Source organism: Synechocystis sp. PCC 7339 (genome assembly GCF_019924095.1).
Classification (GTDB): domain Bacteria; phylum Cyanobacteriota; class Cyanobacteriia; order Cyanobacteriales; family Microcystaceae; genus Synechocystis.
Map to the genome: position 1 here is coordinate 3,081,948 of NZ_CP063659.1, position 15,858 is coordinate 3,097,805.

At 49.3% G+C, this 15,858-nt stretch carries 12 protein-coding genes; 10 read left to right on the top strand and 2 right to left on the bottom strand.

Annotation, left to right across the window (positions count from 1 at the left end):
- Window positions 1–134 precede the first annotated feature (134 nt).
- The gene (locus IQE94_RS14525) at window positions 135–575 is read left to right on the top strand and encodes a hypothetical protein (RefSeq protein WP_212720719.1); all 441 of its coding nucleotides are present in this window, start codon (window positions 135–137) and stop codon (window positions 573–575) included.
- 27 nt (window positions 576–602) lie between these two features.
- Window positions 603–2,864: a PAS domain S-box protein gene (locus tag IQE94_RS14530; RefSeq protein ID WP_223342198.1), complete on the top strand. Its 2,262-nt coding sequence runs from the start codon at window positions 603–605 to the stop codon at window positions 2,862–2,864.
- Window positions 2,865–3,100: 236 nt separating this feature from the next.
- Here IQE94_RS14530 and IQE94_RS14535 read toward each other — a convergent pair whose 3' ends face one another.
- Window positions 3,101–3,463, bottom strand: coding sequence for a DUF1815 family protein (locus tag IQE94_RS14535; protein WP_010874211.1), 363 nt, complete (start codon window positions 3,461–3,463; stop codon window positions 3,101–3,103).
- Window positions 3,464–4,083: 620 nt separating this feature from the next.
- On the opposite strand from IQE94_RS14535, the gene IQE94_RS14540 reads away from it, so the two are divergent.
- The 8 genes from IQE94_RS14540 (at window position 4,084) to IQE94_RS14575 (ending at window position 13,734) form a co-directional block, all read left to right on the top strand.
- Window positions 4,084–6,582, top strand: coding sequence for a type II CAAX prenyl endopeptidase Rce1 family protein (locus IQE94_RS14540; RefSeq protein WP_212720717.1), 2,499 nt, complete (start codon window positions 4,084–4,086; stop codon window positions 6,580–6,582).
- An 86-nt stretch (window positions 6,583–6,668) separates the two neighbouring features.
- Entirely contained in the window at window positions 6,669–7,394 is a 726-nt protein-coding gene (gene pgl, locus IQE94_RS14545) for a 6-phosphogluconolactonase (protein ID WP_212720716.1), read from the top strand.
- A gap of 94 nt (window positions 7,395–7,488) precedes the next feature.
- Window positions 7,489–8,844, top strand: coding sequence for an HlyD family efflux transporter periplasmic adaptor subunit (locus IQE94_RS14550; protein ID WP_212720715.1), 1,356 nt, complete (start codon window positions 7,489–7,491; stop codon window positions 8,842–8,844).
- 42 nt (window positions 8,845–8,886) lie between these two features.
- Window positions 8,887–10,038: an ABC transporter permease DevC gene (gene devC / locus IQE94_RS14555; RefSeq protein WP_223342199.1), complete on the top strand. Its 1,152-nt coding sequence runs from the start codon at window positions 8,887–8,889 to the stop codon at window positions 10,036–10,038.
- Between the two features lie 114 nt (window positions 10,039–10,152).
- Window positions 10,153–10,695 carry a fasciclin domain-containing protein gene (locus IQE94_RS14560; protein ID WP_223342200.1) on the top strand — a complete coding sequence of 181 codons (543 nt, stop codon included), beginning with the start codon at window positions 10,153–10,155 and terminating at the stop codon, window positions 10,693–10,695.
- Between the two features lie 246 nt (window positions 10,696–10,941).
- Window positions 10,942–12,405 (top strand): NAD(P)/FAD-dependent oxidoreductase, encoded by a 1,464-nt coding sequence (locus IQE94_RS14565; protein ID WP_212722053.1) that lies wholly within the window; start codon window positions 10,942–10,944, stop codon window positions 12,403–12,405.
- A 149-nt stretch (window positions 12,406–12,554) separates the two neighbouring features.
- Window positions 12,555–13,043: a DUF2231 domain-containing protein gene (locus IQE94_RS14570; protein ID WP_010874203.1), complete on the top strand. Its 489-nt coding sequence runs from the start codon at window positions 12,555–12,557 to the stop codon at window positions 13,041–13,043.
- 58 nt (window positions 13,044–13,101) lie between these two features.
- A complete protein-coding gene (locus IQE94_RS14575) occupies window positions 13,102–13,734 on the top strand; it encodes a DUF2231 domain-containing protein (protein WP_212720705.1) in 633 nt (210 codons plus the stop codon).
- 397 nt (window positions 13,735–14,131) lie between these two features.
- Here the strand turns inward: IQE94_RS14575 and IQE94_RS14580 are convergent, their stop codons facing one another.
- Window positions 14,132–15,820, bottom strand: a complete 1,689-nt coding sequence (locus tag IQE94_RS14580; protein WP_212720703.1) for a DUF3352 domain-containing protein — start codon at window positions 15,818–15,820, stop codon at window positions 14,132–14,134.
- Between the last annotated feature and the right edge of the window lie 38 nt (window positions 15,821–15,858).

The following is a 15,858-nucleotide window of genomic DNA, read 5'->3' on the forward strand; positions in this document are numbered from 1 at the left end:
TCCCCCTCCATAGGGGGACTTAGGCAGTTTAACAGCCAGTAGTTTTTGCTAGGAATATTTCGGGGCTTAATTATCTGTTCTCTGGATTTAATGCTTCGAGACTTTGCAGACTTTGTATTTGAGACCAGAATTTAATGCTGAAACTAGCTGGTAAAAAATCATCTGCCCCGTCCCGCAAAAAAGCGAGGGCAAAGATTGGTATCCTAGAAATGGATCGGCAATGGTATCAATCAGTCAAGCGGTTTTTATGCCCAAATTTTGAAATTTCTGCCATCAACTTCCAGGATATTCTATTTAACCGCATTGACATTGGAGAATATCACTCTGTCCTAGTTGGTTGCGGTATTAGATATGAACCAATTGATATTTCAGCTACTTTAGATTTAATTACCATTATCAAAAACTTGTCTGCTAAACCGCCAGCCCTGCTCCTAATTACGGATTATGCCGACAGTCAGATCACGTTGCAAGCTCGCAGTTATCTGCCCCAAATTGATGGAGTTTTTGCCAAGGATCAGGATTTAGCTTTATTGTTGAAAATTATGAAAATTATTGTTAAACAAAAATTTAATTAAGGTTTTTCCTCTGGGATCCGCTTATATATGGGCAAATTTCTAATTCCGATCGAATTTGTTTTTCTAGCGATCGCCATTGCTTGTTATTTATGGCACCGACAAAACCAGCAACGCCGCAAGATTGAAATTAGCCTCAAGCAGCAAACCCAACGGGAACGATTTATTAATCAAATTACCCAACATATCCGTCAATCTTTGAACTTGGAAACGGTTTTAAATACCACCGTCGCTGAAGTCAAAACCCTGTTGCACGTTGATCGAGTTTTAATTTATCGCATTTGGCAAGATGGTACGGGCAGTGCCATTACCGAATCGGTGAATACAAATTACCCCAGTATTTTAGGGCGAACCTTTTCCGACGAAGTTTTTCCCGTTGAGTATCATCAAGCCTATACCAAAGGTAAAGTACGAGCCATTAATAACATCGACCAGGATGACGTAGAGGTTTGCCTAGCTGATTTCGTCAAACAGTTTGGTGTGCAATCAAAATTAGTAGTTCCCATTCTCCAACATGATCGTTCTACTTCTCCAGGCAATGAATCAGAATTTCCCTATCTTTGGGGCCTCCTAATTGCCCATCAATGTGCTTTTACCCGGATATGGCAACCCTGGGAAATTGAGTTAATGAAACAATTAGCCAACCAGGTGGCGATCGCCATTCAACAATCGGAATTATATGAGCAATTACAGCAATTCAATAAAGATTTAGAAAATCGAGTCGAAAAACGTACCCAGCAACTTGCCGCCACCAATCAATCCCTGATGGTAGAAATTAGCGAGCGACAAAAAACCGAGGCGGCCCTTCGCCACACCAATCACACCCTGCAATCTCTTATTGTTGCCTCCCCTAGGGGAATTTTTACCCTTAATTTAGCAGACCAAATTCAGATTTGGAATCCTGCGGCGGAACGGATTTTTGGTTGGAAAGAAACAGAAATTATTGCCCATCCAGAATTATTAACATCCGAAATTTTGGTAGAAGATTACCAGCAATTTAAACAGAGAATTTTATCAGGCATTGCTTCCCCTAGCCTAGAATTAAAATGCCAAAAAAAGGATGGTAGCTGGATTGAAATTGTCCTTTCTGCTGCTCCCCTATTAGATAGTGAAGAAAACATTGCAGGGTTAGTGGCGGTTGTGACTGACATTACCGAACAAAAACGGCAAGCAGAACAAATTCGTCTGTTACAATCCGTTGTGGTTCACACCAATGACGCGGTGGTGATCACGGAAGCAGAGCCCATCAATGATCCCGGGCCGAGAATTCTCTATGTTAATGAAGCATTTACTAAGATTACTGGTTATACCGCCGAAGAAATTCTAGGCAAAACCCCTCGAGTTTTACAGGGGCCAAAAACCAGTCGCACTGAATTAGATAAAGTACGGCAAGCCGTTAGTCAATGGCAATCCATTACCGTTGAAGTAATTAATTATCGTAAAGATGGTAGTGAATTTTGGGTAGAATTTAGCCTTGTACCTGTTGCCGATAAAACAGGTTTCTATACCCATTGGATTGCTGTGCAAAGGGATGTCACTGAACGGCGTCGCACAGAGGAAGTTCGCCTAGCCCTAGAACGGGAAAAGGAATTAAGTCGCTTAAAAACTCGTTTTTTCTCCATGGCTTCTCATGAATTTCGTACTCCTCTCAGTACGGCCTTAGCGGCGGCTCAATTACTGGAGAATTCTGAAGTAGCTTGGCTTGATCCCGAGAAGCGTAGCCGGAATTTGCACCGTATCCAAAATTCCGTTAAAAATATGGTTCAGCTTTTGGATGATATTTTAATTATTAACCGGGCGGAAGCAGGTAAATTAGAATTTAATCCTAGTTGGTTAGATTTGAAGTCACTGTTTCAGCAATTTATCGAAGAAATTCAATTAAGTGTCAGTGATCAATATTATTTCGACTTTATCTGTGGCGATCAAGATACTAAGGCGTTGGTGGATGAAAGATTAATGCGGTCTATCCTATCTAATTTATTATCTAATGCGATCAAATATTCCCCTGACGGAGGACAGATAAAAATCAATCTAGGCCTAGATTCGGAAAATATTATTTTTGAAGTGACGGACCAAGGTATTGGTATTGCACCAGAGGATCAAAAGCAAATTTTTGAACCCTTTCATCGGGGCAAAAATGTCAGAAATATTGCGGGAACAGGACTCGGTTTAATGGTTGCCAAGAAATGCGTCGATCTACATAGTGGCAGTATTTTACTAAAAAGCGCTGTCGACCAAGGAACGACGGTTACCATCCGTTTACAACGTTATAATCGTTTGCCCAGGGCTTAGGCGTAGAAACATGTCGCGGTAAGTCCCAAGCTCTAATTTTAGGTTCGGCGTGGGTATTTTACTTTCCATAGTTTATGACCGGCAGGGGATCTAACACCCTACAGCAAAACAGCCCATTCCAGTCCCCATGCTTTATGGAGGATAATCAACAGGAATCCCCCTCGCAACTCAGCAGTGATTCATAGGGAAAAATCAGTCCATCGGAGGCCATGGCACGGGCCGCGCATACACCAGTCTTAGACTAGTTGTAGCTGGGCGGTTTTCCGTTTTTTACGGCCACCTTTGGGGGCATCGGCCAAGCAATATTTGACCACATTGGCCAACTCTTCCAATTGGGCGATCGCCTCGGCCCCTTCTAATTTCATTAATTCCCGGTCATCCCGCATTTCTGTCCAGGTGATGCCGTAGTCGGATACCAAAAAGCGAATCAGATGATTTTCTCCCAAACTCACCATGAATGAAGCACTATTGAGTTGGTCGCCACAGGTGTAGCAAGAAGCAATATAGCCTCGATTTTCGAGCACAGTGGCCAGAGCCCTGAGACTCATGACTAAATCCTTCACGAAATCGCGGTGTTGCTGGGCAAGTCGAGTAAACACATTTCCTCCGAAAATAAGCTAGCTTTTAAAATCTTAATACTTTTTTAAGATTTTCACAGATGCCTTGTCCGGAAAGGCTAATTTAATACCGGTCTGGGAACCCCGGTCGGTCAGGCCATGACGGTTTTCCATCGGCCGGGCGACTGAAATAATTAATCAATTACAACGTCGGATCAGGAAGGGGAAAGCCTCTCCAGGAGCGGTTTATGGCCGCAAAAGAAAGTCACCAATCAGCCTGGGCTTTTCGCCAATCCTCCGTGATCTTAGCGTGGTTATCAAAATGGCGATCGCCTTTGTACAACTCTTAACCGAACCGAAATAATCCGGGTGGGGGATTTGCTTTTGTCCCATGGAGCTTTGCTGGCACCGGGAAGAGCGGGATTAAAGAATTTTAGAAAAAATTCATTATCTACGGTAAACGACGCAGGAAAAGGCTTTGGAGTTCTGCTTTAGGTCAACATTTGTTGAAAATTAGCTTTTTTTTAGGCTGGAGCCTTGACATTCCCCGATGGTGATTTATACTTGGGTCAGGTGTGAGGAAATTAGAAAAACATCTGGAGTCGAAACAAGGAAAGACGCCCCAGGTGTTTTTTTATGGCAATTTTTAGGGCGGTCCACAAATGAAGCAATGGCGCGGGCGGATAGTGTTAGGGGCGATCGCCGCTTTGGTGTTGGTTTTCCTGGCCATGCTATTCCGTCCCCAGGGCCCCTCCGACCGCATCCCAGACTATAAAATCAGCAGTCAGTTGCCGGTCAACCAGGTGGATTATTATCCCCTGCAACAGAATTTAGATGGGGCGTATTATCGGCCCTTGGGTGAGTGGTTGGGGCGGTTAATCCTGCCGACGGTGGAAGAAACTAAAGCCACTCCCGGGGACTGGGTTTGGCTGGAACTGTATCAGGCACCTTCTATCCAACAGGGACTAGTGGGACAAAAACTCCGCCTCACTTGGCAGAGCAATGCCGATTTGGAAAGATACTTAAAGCTAGTTACCACAGACGTAAACTTTACCCCCGCCGCCTTAAATAGTGAACGCCGGGGCAATCTGTTACCCAACCGTTTAAATGGGCGATCGCAAGTGGGGCCTTTGCAGTCCTTAGCTGGGGCCAGACCGGTGGATGATGTGCTAGTGCGTTTTCTCCGGGCCCAGGTGAATATTCCCGCCGGCAATCAAGCAGAAATTAAACTGGCCACCATGCCGGAAATGGTGACGGGCCGTTATCAAGCCCTAGTAAAAATTATTGGCCCTGACCCGAAAGCAGACCCCAACACCGTGCCCAAGGATTGTCCTGGGCCTCAGCCCTGTGCCACGGATTTAATGCTGGTTCAACATTACAACGCCATAAGTAAACAATTTGACGGCCCCCAGGAAACAATTCGCATTCCCCAACAGCCCCGCCTCAATGGCGATCGGTTTATGTCCACCCCCAGGGATTTGGCCAGTTCTCCCGTCGGTCAATTGGGTTGGTACCTTTATGGAGCCCAAGGTCAGGATGGCCTGTTCACGGTGCAATCCCTCCAGCCCCGTTCCTTGGTGCAATTGCAGCCTGATGAGCAAATTTTTCGCCTCGGCCCCGGTCGAGACTATATTAGTCACCAAAATTGGCACAATACTCCCGCTCGCAAAGGTACAGCCCAAAAGGTTTTACTTGATCCCCGCAGTGATTCCCCCGAGGTGGCCCTGGGCCAATGGCAAGAAGGCGATCGCCTGTTGGGAATGCATTTATTCGGCGGCATTGGGGGGAAATTGGGAGAAAAGACTATGCTGGGCACAGTGACGGGGCATTTTGCCTTTAGTTTGCCTGAAATTGTGCGGGACCCCTTTACCGACGAGTTGCAGTGGGAAATTCCCTATTACCAGGTCTATGCCCATAATCCCCAGGGCATCATTGCTGGCTCCCAAACCTGGGAAAACTATGCCGGTAATTTGCAGCGGGGCTGGATCCAAAGCCGTCCCTTTGCCGATGTGATGGTCAAACTAGACCTGTTACAGGATTACAACTTTGGCGAGGTGGTGCTTTCCCCCCTGGATGAGTTGCAAAAACAACTGCAAATTATGATGGCCCGCTACCGTACCGGGGATGGCACTGGTTATGCGGGGGTTAGCCCGGCGGCGTCCTGTGTGCAGGATTCTAACCAAGCCCTGTACTTAGCCATTGTGGGTTTGCAGGAAAAGGTGGAGAATAGCCCGGAAATTCTCAGTTGGTTGGCCCAGCACCCCAATTCCCCAGAAACCCAGCGCTTTCAAGGGCTACAAAAATTAGGCGATCGCCTGCTGACGATGTTAAAACCCAGGGGGATTACCAGGGAAGACTGGCAAAGCAATGCCGCTACCCTAGCCGGTTTAGACCCGGATAATCCCACCAATCAATATGATTTTATCCAGGACAATACCCTAGCCAATGCCCTGCTCAGTTGGCAGTCCATGTTACCCCGGGTTAACCAGGATATTCTCAACCAAATTTTCCTCGAACAGGGTGCCCAGCTTTGGTTTATGCGCCCCAATCAAGTGGGGGGAGCCATGCCGGAAATTTTGCCCCTGGCCCCCACCGGTATTTTTGGCGATGTGCCTGTGCTTTCTGCCCTAGCTCGCCGGATTTTGGGCGCCACGGTTATTTTGCCCAAGCCCCAGGATTGGCAATTCTTCGGCATCGCCGTTATTGTCTACGGGGTGATCGCCATTCCCCTGGGGGTTAAATTTGGCCTATTGCAATGGCAATGGTGGGGTCAATCCTTGGGGGGCAGTGTGAAATCAATCTTGGCCCTGTTTTTTCTGCCGGCCCTGGGGGAAGAATTGGTTTTTCGGGTCATGCTGTTGCCCTATCCCACTGAACTGAATTTATTTTGGCCGACTTTGGGGGCCATGGCCCTGAGTCTAGTGCTGTTCCCGATCTACCATCCCCTCAATGCCCTTCTGTTTTATCCCAGGGGAAGAAATTTGTTTTTCCAACCCATCTTCCTTACCCTTACTGGTCTATTGGGCATAGGAACCACGGCCCTCTATTGGCATAGCGGCTCCCTCTGGTTAATTACCATTTTCCATTGGTTGGTGGTGACGGTGTGGTTAATGGCCTTGGGGGGTTACGGCAAATTAGCCTATCCAGAAGCCAAAAGATGAAGAAATTCAACAATTCCGTTCCCTAGCCGGTAAACTCCTCCAATATGGAGGGGAAAAATTAGATTGTCCATTGCCCAGAGGTTTCCATGGCTCCCCAAGTGGATGTGTTGATAAATAAACAAATTTTGATCGAGCGGGCTCTGGTTTGTGTCACCACCCGCATCACCAAGGCGATCGCCGAACGGGGCCAAGGCACCATTGCCCTCTCGGGGGGCAGTACGCCTAAACCGCTATACGAAGCCCTGGCCCGCCAAGCCCTCCCCTGGGAAAAAATCCATGTGTTTTGGGGAGATGAACGCTATGTCCCCGCCGACCATCCCGACAGTAATCAACGCATGGCCCGCCTCGCTTGGTTAGACCAGGTGGATATTCCCGAAGCCAACATCCATCCCATGCCCACCACCGCCGCCGATCCGGAACAGGACGCCCAGACCTACGAAAATGAGTTGGCCACTTTTTTCCAGGTGGAAGCAGGACATTTTCCCGCCTTTGATTTGGTGCTACTTGGTTTGGGGGATGACGGCCACACCGCTTCCCTCTTTCCCCACACCCCCGCCCTCTCCGTTGGCGATCGCCTGATTACGGTGGGTAACAAGGACGGCCAACCCCGGTTAACCTTCACCATTCCCCTGATTAATCAAGCCCGTTCTGTGGTTTTTCTCGTAGCGGGGGCCAGTAAACAGCAAGCGTTAGCGGAAATCTTTGCCCCGGAAGCCGACCCCCAACAATATCCAGCCCGGTTTATTCAGCCCCAGGGGGAATTGCTCTGGCTCCTAGACCAAGCGGCCGGGGAAAATCTGCGTCCTTCTTGAGCCCCCCAGAACTTTGCCCATATCTCCCATATTCCCCTGTATCGAAATGTTACAATTTAGCTAGTCTTTTCCAGCTATTGGCCCCTTTTGCCTTATGGGTGAATCCACGAGAACCGGACAACTTGCCAGCCCTGACCATAGCCTCCGCTGGATCATTTTGGCCATGGTGGTGGGGGTTTTATTCACTGGGGGAATAATTTTTTACAGTCTCCGCTCCGGGGTAAACCAAGGGGAGGAAAACGCTTCCGGGGCCCTTGCTCCCGCAGCCCAGACCCCAGAAGACCAGCCCGTGGCCGCTCTGGGACGCATTGCCCCCCTAGGGGAAATTATCAAACTTTCCGCTTCTCCCGGTTCCTTTGGGGGAGCCAAAGTATCGAAGGTGTTGGTAAAGGAAGGGGATAAAGTTAAGGAAGGCCAGGTGGTGGCAGTGCTGGATTCCTACGAACAAAAGGCCGCCGCCGTAGTTTCCGCCCAGGAGTCGGTGCGGGTGGCCCAGGCTGATTTGGCAATCATAGAAGCCGGTGCTAAGCGGGGGCAAATTGCCGCCCAGGAATCCCAAGTCCGCAAAGCCCAGGCGGAGTTAGAACAGAATTTTGCTGTTAACCAGGCCGCCCTTGCCAATTTAGTTAAGCAATTGGAAGGGGAAAAAATAGAGCAACAGGCCACCATAGACCGTCTGCAGGCGGAGGTGAATCAAGCGGCCAACGATGACCGGCGTTATCGCAGTTTGGCTGAAAATGGGGCGATCGCCATGGCGGACTGGGAACAGCGACGCTTGAACTTAGAAACCAGTAACCAGAGGTTGCAGGAAGCTCGAGCCAGGTTAATGAAAACGGAAGCCACCCTGGAAGAGCGAATTCGAGAACAACAATCGATCCGGGATAAGGACGCCCAGACCATGTTGCTGGAAAGGGAATCAGCCAGGGCCACCCTCTCCCAAATTGCTGAAATTCGTCAGGTAGATGTGCAAAAAGCCCAGGCAGAATTAAACCTGGCTATGGCTCGCTTTCAGGAAGCCCGAGCCGAATTGGACACCGCTGTGGTCCGGGCTCCAGTGGATTCCCAGGTGTTAAAAATTTATTCCCGCCCAGGGGAAAAAGTCAGCGATACCAATGGCATTCTGGATTTGGGCATCACGTCCCAAATGATTGTGGTAGCGGAGGTGTACGAGAACGACATCGGCCGGGTAGAACTGGGGCAAACTGCCTGGGTACGCAGTGAAAATGACAGCTTTAGCGGCGAATTGGAAGGCAAAGTCACCGATATTGGCTTGAGAATTGGCAAAAATGATGTGCTGGACTCCGATCCCGCCGCCGACATTGATGCCAGGGTAGTGGAAGTGAAAATTGCCCTCAGCCCCGGGGCAAGCAAAAAGGTGGCTGGTTTGAGCAATGCCAAAGTGGTGGTGAAAATTGAACCCGACAGCGCTCCCCCCTCTCCCCCCAACTAAAAGTCCATCAACCTAAGATTTACCCATAAATCAACTTAATAGATGAAAATTCCCCTTGCTTGGCACCAGTTATTCCATGAAAGGATGCGACTCCTGGCGGCGATCGCCGGCATTGCCTTTGCCGATGTGTTGATTTTTATGCAACTGGGGTTCAAAAATGCCCTGTTTGACAGTGCCGTCCGGGTTCCTGAAAGTTTGCAAGGGGATTTATTCATCCTCAGCACCCAAACCGACACCTTTGTTAACCCCACCCCTTTTGCGTCCCGCCGTTTGTACCAAGCCATGGGCAATGAAGCGGTGAGCAGGGGCACTAGCCTTTACATTGACATCAACCGCTGGAAAAACCCGGAAACCAAAGCCAGCCGCCAGATTTACATTATGGGTTTTAACCCCGTCTCCAATCCCATTAATCTACCAGGGGTGGAGGAAAATTTAGACCTGATTAAGCGCCCCGATGTGTTCCTCTTTGACCGGGACTCTAGGGAAGAATTTGGCCCGGTACCCGCTTTGTTAGGAGCCGATGGCCCTGTTTTTACGGAAGTAGGTAATCGTCGCATCCAGGTACAGGGTTTATTCACCCTTGGTTCCTCCTTTGGGGCAGACGGTACCTTAATCACCAGCGACTTAAATTTCTTCCGTCTTTTTCCCAGCCGGGACCGCAGTTCCATTGATGTGGGCATTTTGCAAGTTAAACCGGGGCAAGATCCAGAGGTAGTGGCCGAACAAATCCGGCAGGAGTTGACCGGAGGCGATGTCCAGGTTTTCACCAAAGAAAAGTTGGTGCAATACGAATTAAATTATTGGCAAACCCGCACCACCATTGGTTTTGTCTTCGGCTTGGGCACCGCCATGGGCTTCATTGTGGGCACGGTGATTGTTTACCAAATTCTCTACACTGACGTTTCTGACCATTTGCCGGAGTATGCCACCCTCAAGGCCATTGGCTACGGCGATCGTTATCTGTTGGGGGTAGTGTTCCAAGAAGCCCTGTTGCTAGCAGTGATTGGCTTTTTGCCTAGCTTTGGTTTGGGGATTTTGCTCTATACCAATACGGCCCGGGCCACGGGTTTGCCCCTAATTATGACCACTGCTCGGGCTTTGACCGTACTGATTATGACCATTGCCATGTGTTGCATTTCCGGGGCGATCGCCGTGGGGCGCTTGCGGGCCGCAGATCCGGCGGATATTTTCTAACCTGTGTCCAGGGGTCAGCTTGTGCCAGTGGCAATTTTGCCTTAACATCTCTTCACAAAAATTTATAATTTGTCATAATAGCGGTGGACAGTCTTCTCACTAGGAAACATTGCTATGAAAACCGCCGCTAGAATTGTTGCTTTTACCGCTCTGACTGGATTTGCCCTGGGGGTACCCACCGTCGCCATGGCCGAAATGGCAACCACCGAAAAACCCGCCGTAGTCAGCCAAACCGCCATGGAAACCACCATGAACATTGTGGAAGTTGCCGCTGGTAACGAAACGTTCAGTATCCTTGTTGCGGCAGTGAAAGCGGCTGATTTAGTAGAAGCTTTATCCGCAGAGGGGCCCTTTACCGTTTTTGCCCCCACCAATGATGCTTTTGCCGCTTTGCCTGCTGGCACGGTAGAAAGTCTCTTGTTGCCCGAAAATAAGGATACATTGGTGAAAATTTTGACCTACCACGTAGTACCTGGCAAAATTACCGCTGCGGAAGTAACCTCTGGGGAAGTGGAATCTCTGGCGGGGGAAGCCCTCACCTTTAAAGTCAAAGATGGCAAAGTTAAAGTTAATAAAGCCACTGTGATTTCCGCCGATGTTGATGCCAGCAATGGTGTTATCCATGTGGTCGATCAGGTGATTTTGCCCCCTATGTAATTGATAGTCAGCAAATCTTTGCCAAGGTGGTAATTTATCCCTAAATTTTTGATAAATAGTAATTCTTAGCCAATTTCTTTCCATGGGGGAGTTAGGCGGCGGGCTACGAACCATCTCAATTTTCCCATCCATGAAGTGGGGTTCCAGTTTCTAGAAAGTTGGCCCCACTTTTTGCTTGCGTGCTACCTTTACAAGGGAAGTGCCCAGGGGCACGGTGAAAATTGTTCGGCAGTGGGATGGAAAACTGTGGCCATTAATGTGTCCGATTCAGCAACAACAGTCATTGTCGGTGGTGGTTTTGTGGGACTCTTCACCGCCCTGCATCTGCGCCATCACCAGCACGTCGGCCCCATTATTTTGGTGGAACCCCAGGAAAATTTTGTTTTCAAGCCCATGCTCTATGAGTTGCTCACGGAGGAACTACCGGAGTCAGTGGTGTGTCCCAGCTATGGGGAGTTGTTGGCCAATAGTGATGTTGAATTAGTGCAGGCCAGAGTAACCGATGTGCAGTTGGCAGAAAAGCGGTTAGTGCTCGATTCCGGCCAAGAACAGCATTATGACTATTTAGTGCTAGCAGTGGGGTCCGTGCAGGGTTATTTGGGGGCCAAGGGGGCCGAAGAACATGCCTTTGCTTTCCGTTCCCAAACCGAGGCGATCGCCCTGCGGGATCATCTTAAAGCCTGTTTAGAAAAGTCGTTAAGCACAGAAGATCAAGCAGAAAAAGAAAGATTACTGACGGTGGCAATCGTTGGAGCCGGCCCGGCGGGGGTGGAAATGGCGGCCACGCTGGCGGATTTGCTGCCCAGTTGGTACGTGCCCATGGGGGGAGATATCAATGACTTAAAAATTTACTTAGTGAATCATGCGCCGGGAATTCTAGCGGGGGACGCTAATAGTGGGCTCAAGCGCTGCGCCCTGGAGGAGTTACAAGCCAGAACTATTCCGGTAACGTTGAAGTTGGGGGTAGGGGTTAAAGGTGTTACCCCAGAAAGTTTGCAATTTGTGGAAACCGGAGAGGAAGAATTGCGCCATTTGGCCACTGGCACCACCATTTGGACAGCGGGCACAGCGGTTAATCCTCTGCTCAAAATTATCAAGGAGCAAATTCCCGCCGAGGAACTTGATCGCCATGGGCAACCCCTGGTGACCGGTACCCTACAATTGCCTAGTTTTGCCGAAGTATTTGCCGCTGGAGACTGTGTGACCGTCAAGGAAAATCCTAAACCAGCCCTGGCCCAGATTGCTTATCAACAGGGGGCGGCGATCGCCAAAAATTTGATGGCGGCGCAAAAAGGGAAACCGTTGGTTAGCCCAGATCCCCAACTGCGGGGCACCTTGATGAAGCTGGGTTTGAACAATGGCGTAGCCAATTTATTTGACCGGGTACGCATCCAAGGCAAGGCAGGGGATTTATTGCGGAACGCCACCTATCTGGAGCTATTGCCCACTCCTCTGCATAACTTCAAAGCCACCACCCAATGGCTAGCAGAAGAAACCGTCGACCGCTTCCATCGTCCCCACGCCCCCACAGCCCAGGAACTAAAATGGGCCGCCATGACCCCGGCCCAACGACAGGAATACCAGGGCATCAGGGCAATCGCCATCATTGCACCCCTGATTTTTATTGTCCTGTTGTACCTTGGATTCAAAACACCGGAAAGGGAAAGGCCTCCCTTTGTCCCCCAACCCAGCCCCGGCATAAATCGGTAAGGATGCTAACCCATGGCCAATTCCTTCTAATCAGTTAAATCTATCTTTCTAATCAGTTAAATCTATCTTTGAGCCAACTCAATTAACTTAACTAGACTGGCAACTACCAACTTCAGCCCCGATCCCAAACATTTTTGCGGAACCTGCCCATGTTCACCCTCAATGACCAAAATCTGCCCTATCCAGATACCCTCCATCCCATCATTGTTCACTTTGTCATTGGCATGGTTTTCTTTGCCTACATCAGTGAACTGGTGGGCTACCTCCAAAAAAAGCCCCGGTTCTTTGAAGTGGCTTGGTGGAATTGGCTCACAGCGGCGATCGCCATTTTTTTTGCGGTGATTTTCGGCGAATTTGAAGCGGCCCTGGCCATGCCCTACCCGGCGGCCCAACCAGCATTGGATTGGCATACGGTCAACGGTTGGTCATTGTCGGCCATTTTGGCAGGGTTAACGGCCTGGCGGGGGGTATTGAGAGTGCGAAACCCACTGAAAACTAGCCTGCCTTTCCTGATGCTGGCCACCGTATTTATGGTGTTAGTGTGTATTCAAATTTTCCTCGGCTCCCTGGTGGATTGGGTATATGGTCTGCATACCCTCCCCGTGGTTCAAGCCACCAAAGATGGCATTATTCCCTAGCTTTTAGATTGAAGTTCCACTCCCCATTTTATTTTTCACTGAGGAAACTGACCGCGCCATGAACCCTTCCCTGATTGACCAACTCAAAGAAATTGGCCTGCAGCTAGGCACCAATGGTCTGCCCTACCGATTTCCCATCCACCCCAATTTGGTTCATTTCAGTCTGGGGTTATTTATCATTGCCCTAATTTTTGATTTTGCAGGCGTATTTTTTCCCCTAGATAAAATCATTCTCAAAGGGTTTGCCATTCCCGCCCAACGCCAAAACTTCTTTGATGTGGGTTGGTACAATGCTGTGGCCGGTGCCTTCATTAGTTTTTTCACTGTGGCGGCGGGCTTTTTTGAAATTCTCTTGGCCCAACCTCCCACGGATCAGGTCAGTGATTGGGGCATTGGCGCTGGCACTACCATGTTGCTCCATGGCGTCGGGGGTATCTTGTTACTGGCGATGATGGTGGGCACAACCATTTGGCGGGGCTATCAACGATTTGTTTGGCGCACCAATTGCCGCAATGAAGTTAGTTTGACCTATCTCGGTTTTGCCCTTTTTCTCATGGCCTATATGGCCATCCATGGCACCCTGGGAGCCCAACTGGGGGCCGAGTTTGGTGTGCATAACACGGCAGCCCATATTCTCCGCATGGGGGAAAATCCCAACGTGGTACTTAATGAAGGGGGCATTGACCTTTAATTTTTTGTTAACCAAAAGGAGGTGCTCTGATCCCATTTGCTCAAGCTCAACCATCAAAACTATCCCACTGTTGTGATTGTCCAACCAAGCAAGGTCATGGCTAGTTCTAATTTTCATGCGCCATTGGCTAGATTTGGTTAAAGTCTGTTTATAAAGTTTTGTCTGCCACCGAAACCAACTGCAGTTCTGAGAGAATTTTTCCCAGTTTCTCTGGCAACTTAGAGCCCGTTTGTAAGGTCTTGTTTTGCCCCCTAAATCTCCTCACTAAAGCTCCGGTAATACTGGGGGGACTGGGGGACTTTGCCTCTGTTTCCCCCCAAATTTGGGGGGTCAGGGGGGCTTTTCAAACACGTTCTTAGAGGAACAGAAACCGGGGGACTATAACCAGTGTTTCAGCCTAATCAACCCCCAAATTGAGGTAAATGGTGCTGTTACTGATGGAGGTGGAGCCAGGCTCTTGATTAATGGTCAGGGATCGTAAATTTTTAAACAGAGGTTTGAGGGACAACTCTAATACCCTCAACACCGGCAATTGTTGGCTGAAAAATGGTTCTCCCCTTTGCCAATCGAGGTAAATGTAACTGTCGTCGGGCAGGGTGGACAATGCTTGTTGAAATTCCGGTTGATCGGCCAAGGAAGGACTGGTTTGGTCCAACACTTGGGACAAAGCTTCGAGAGAACTGGCCAAAATTACCCGATCGCCGACTCGGCAATGAACTCCCCTAACTTGGGTTTGTAGGCTGGTAACATTCCCCTTTGCCAGGGTTTGGAGACTAGTCCAAGCTAATACCCGTTGCCCCTGTAGATCCAAAGTTGATAATTGGTAACCAGCGGCGATCGCCAATTGATCTAGATGTTCCAAAGCTAAGTTAGTGGCGGCGGCATCCCCGTCCTGAGCAGCAAATACCCAATCACTTTGACTAGGATTAGTCTTGGGCAAAAAGATTAATTGATAATCGCTCTGCACCCAAGGAAAAATATCAGTGGTTAAATCCAAACCCAGGGGTTGTTGCCAATCATTAATTAACTTGGTTAATGCCTGTTGGATAGGACTATGGGGGGCTAAGCCAGTGGCCAACTGTTGCCATTGTCGAGCTAGGTTTTGCCCATTAATTACTAAGCTACTGCTGGGGGGAAGATTAACTAAATCAGTCGCGACGGAAGAGTTATTAGCTATTTCCGGCTCCGCCCCCCTACTCGGCACCCCCGTCAACGCAGTGTGAGCCACCAATCCTTGGGCCTGCAGAGATAAAGCCACCGTTAAGGTTTGCTCGATCGCCGTTTGGTCAGAATCCTTATCTATGGCCGGTCGTTGCCCAAGCCAGGCAGAAAGGGCGGGAAAATTAGCATAAACTATCCCCAACTTTGGTTCAGTCAAACTAGCTAAGGCCTGTTGGTAAGTTTCGGTTTGAGCCAAGCTGAGGGAAGGGGCTTGCAAACTATTCAACGCCTGGCGTAAAACCTGGGGATGATTGGCAAAGAGGACATAGTCCCCTACCACCGCACTGGCCAGTAAATTGCCGTTGGGCGCCGGACTAACGGGGTGTTTATAGGTAATTTTGACTCCCTGGTAACGGTCAAATACCAGATCCGTATCTCCGGCGATCGCCGCAGTAGCGTAGGACAGTTGCAAAAATTCCCGACTCAGTTCTGGATCTTGGCTGTGAACCACCAATAGATATCCCGGTTGAGCCCCATTGGCCCCATTGTGGTCGTAATCTAAATCCGTCACCGCTAGGGTAACTTCCTCCCCCAACCAGGGTTTCACTTCCTTGCGATAATCCAGCCCCGTTTTAGCCAACAAACTCTGCTCTAAATCCGCCAACTCCCCATGGGATCGACGCCGCCGCCCAGGATTAACTGCCAATTGGGTAAAGGCCTCCAGGCGATCAGGATTGACCAGCAAAGACACCACAATTGGTGATTGACCAGGAATTAACCCTGGGGCCATGGGGCCACGGTTCACCCCTCCCTGGGTCAAATTAAGGGGGCTATGGCCGAGCACCAGGACAGTGCCCCAGCCGGCTAAAGCCAATAAAAAGATTGCAACGGCGGCCAGTAGAACGAAAAAAGAACGGGGTTTCACAACGGACTGATACCCTCTTGCGACAATCCTTTCCCATT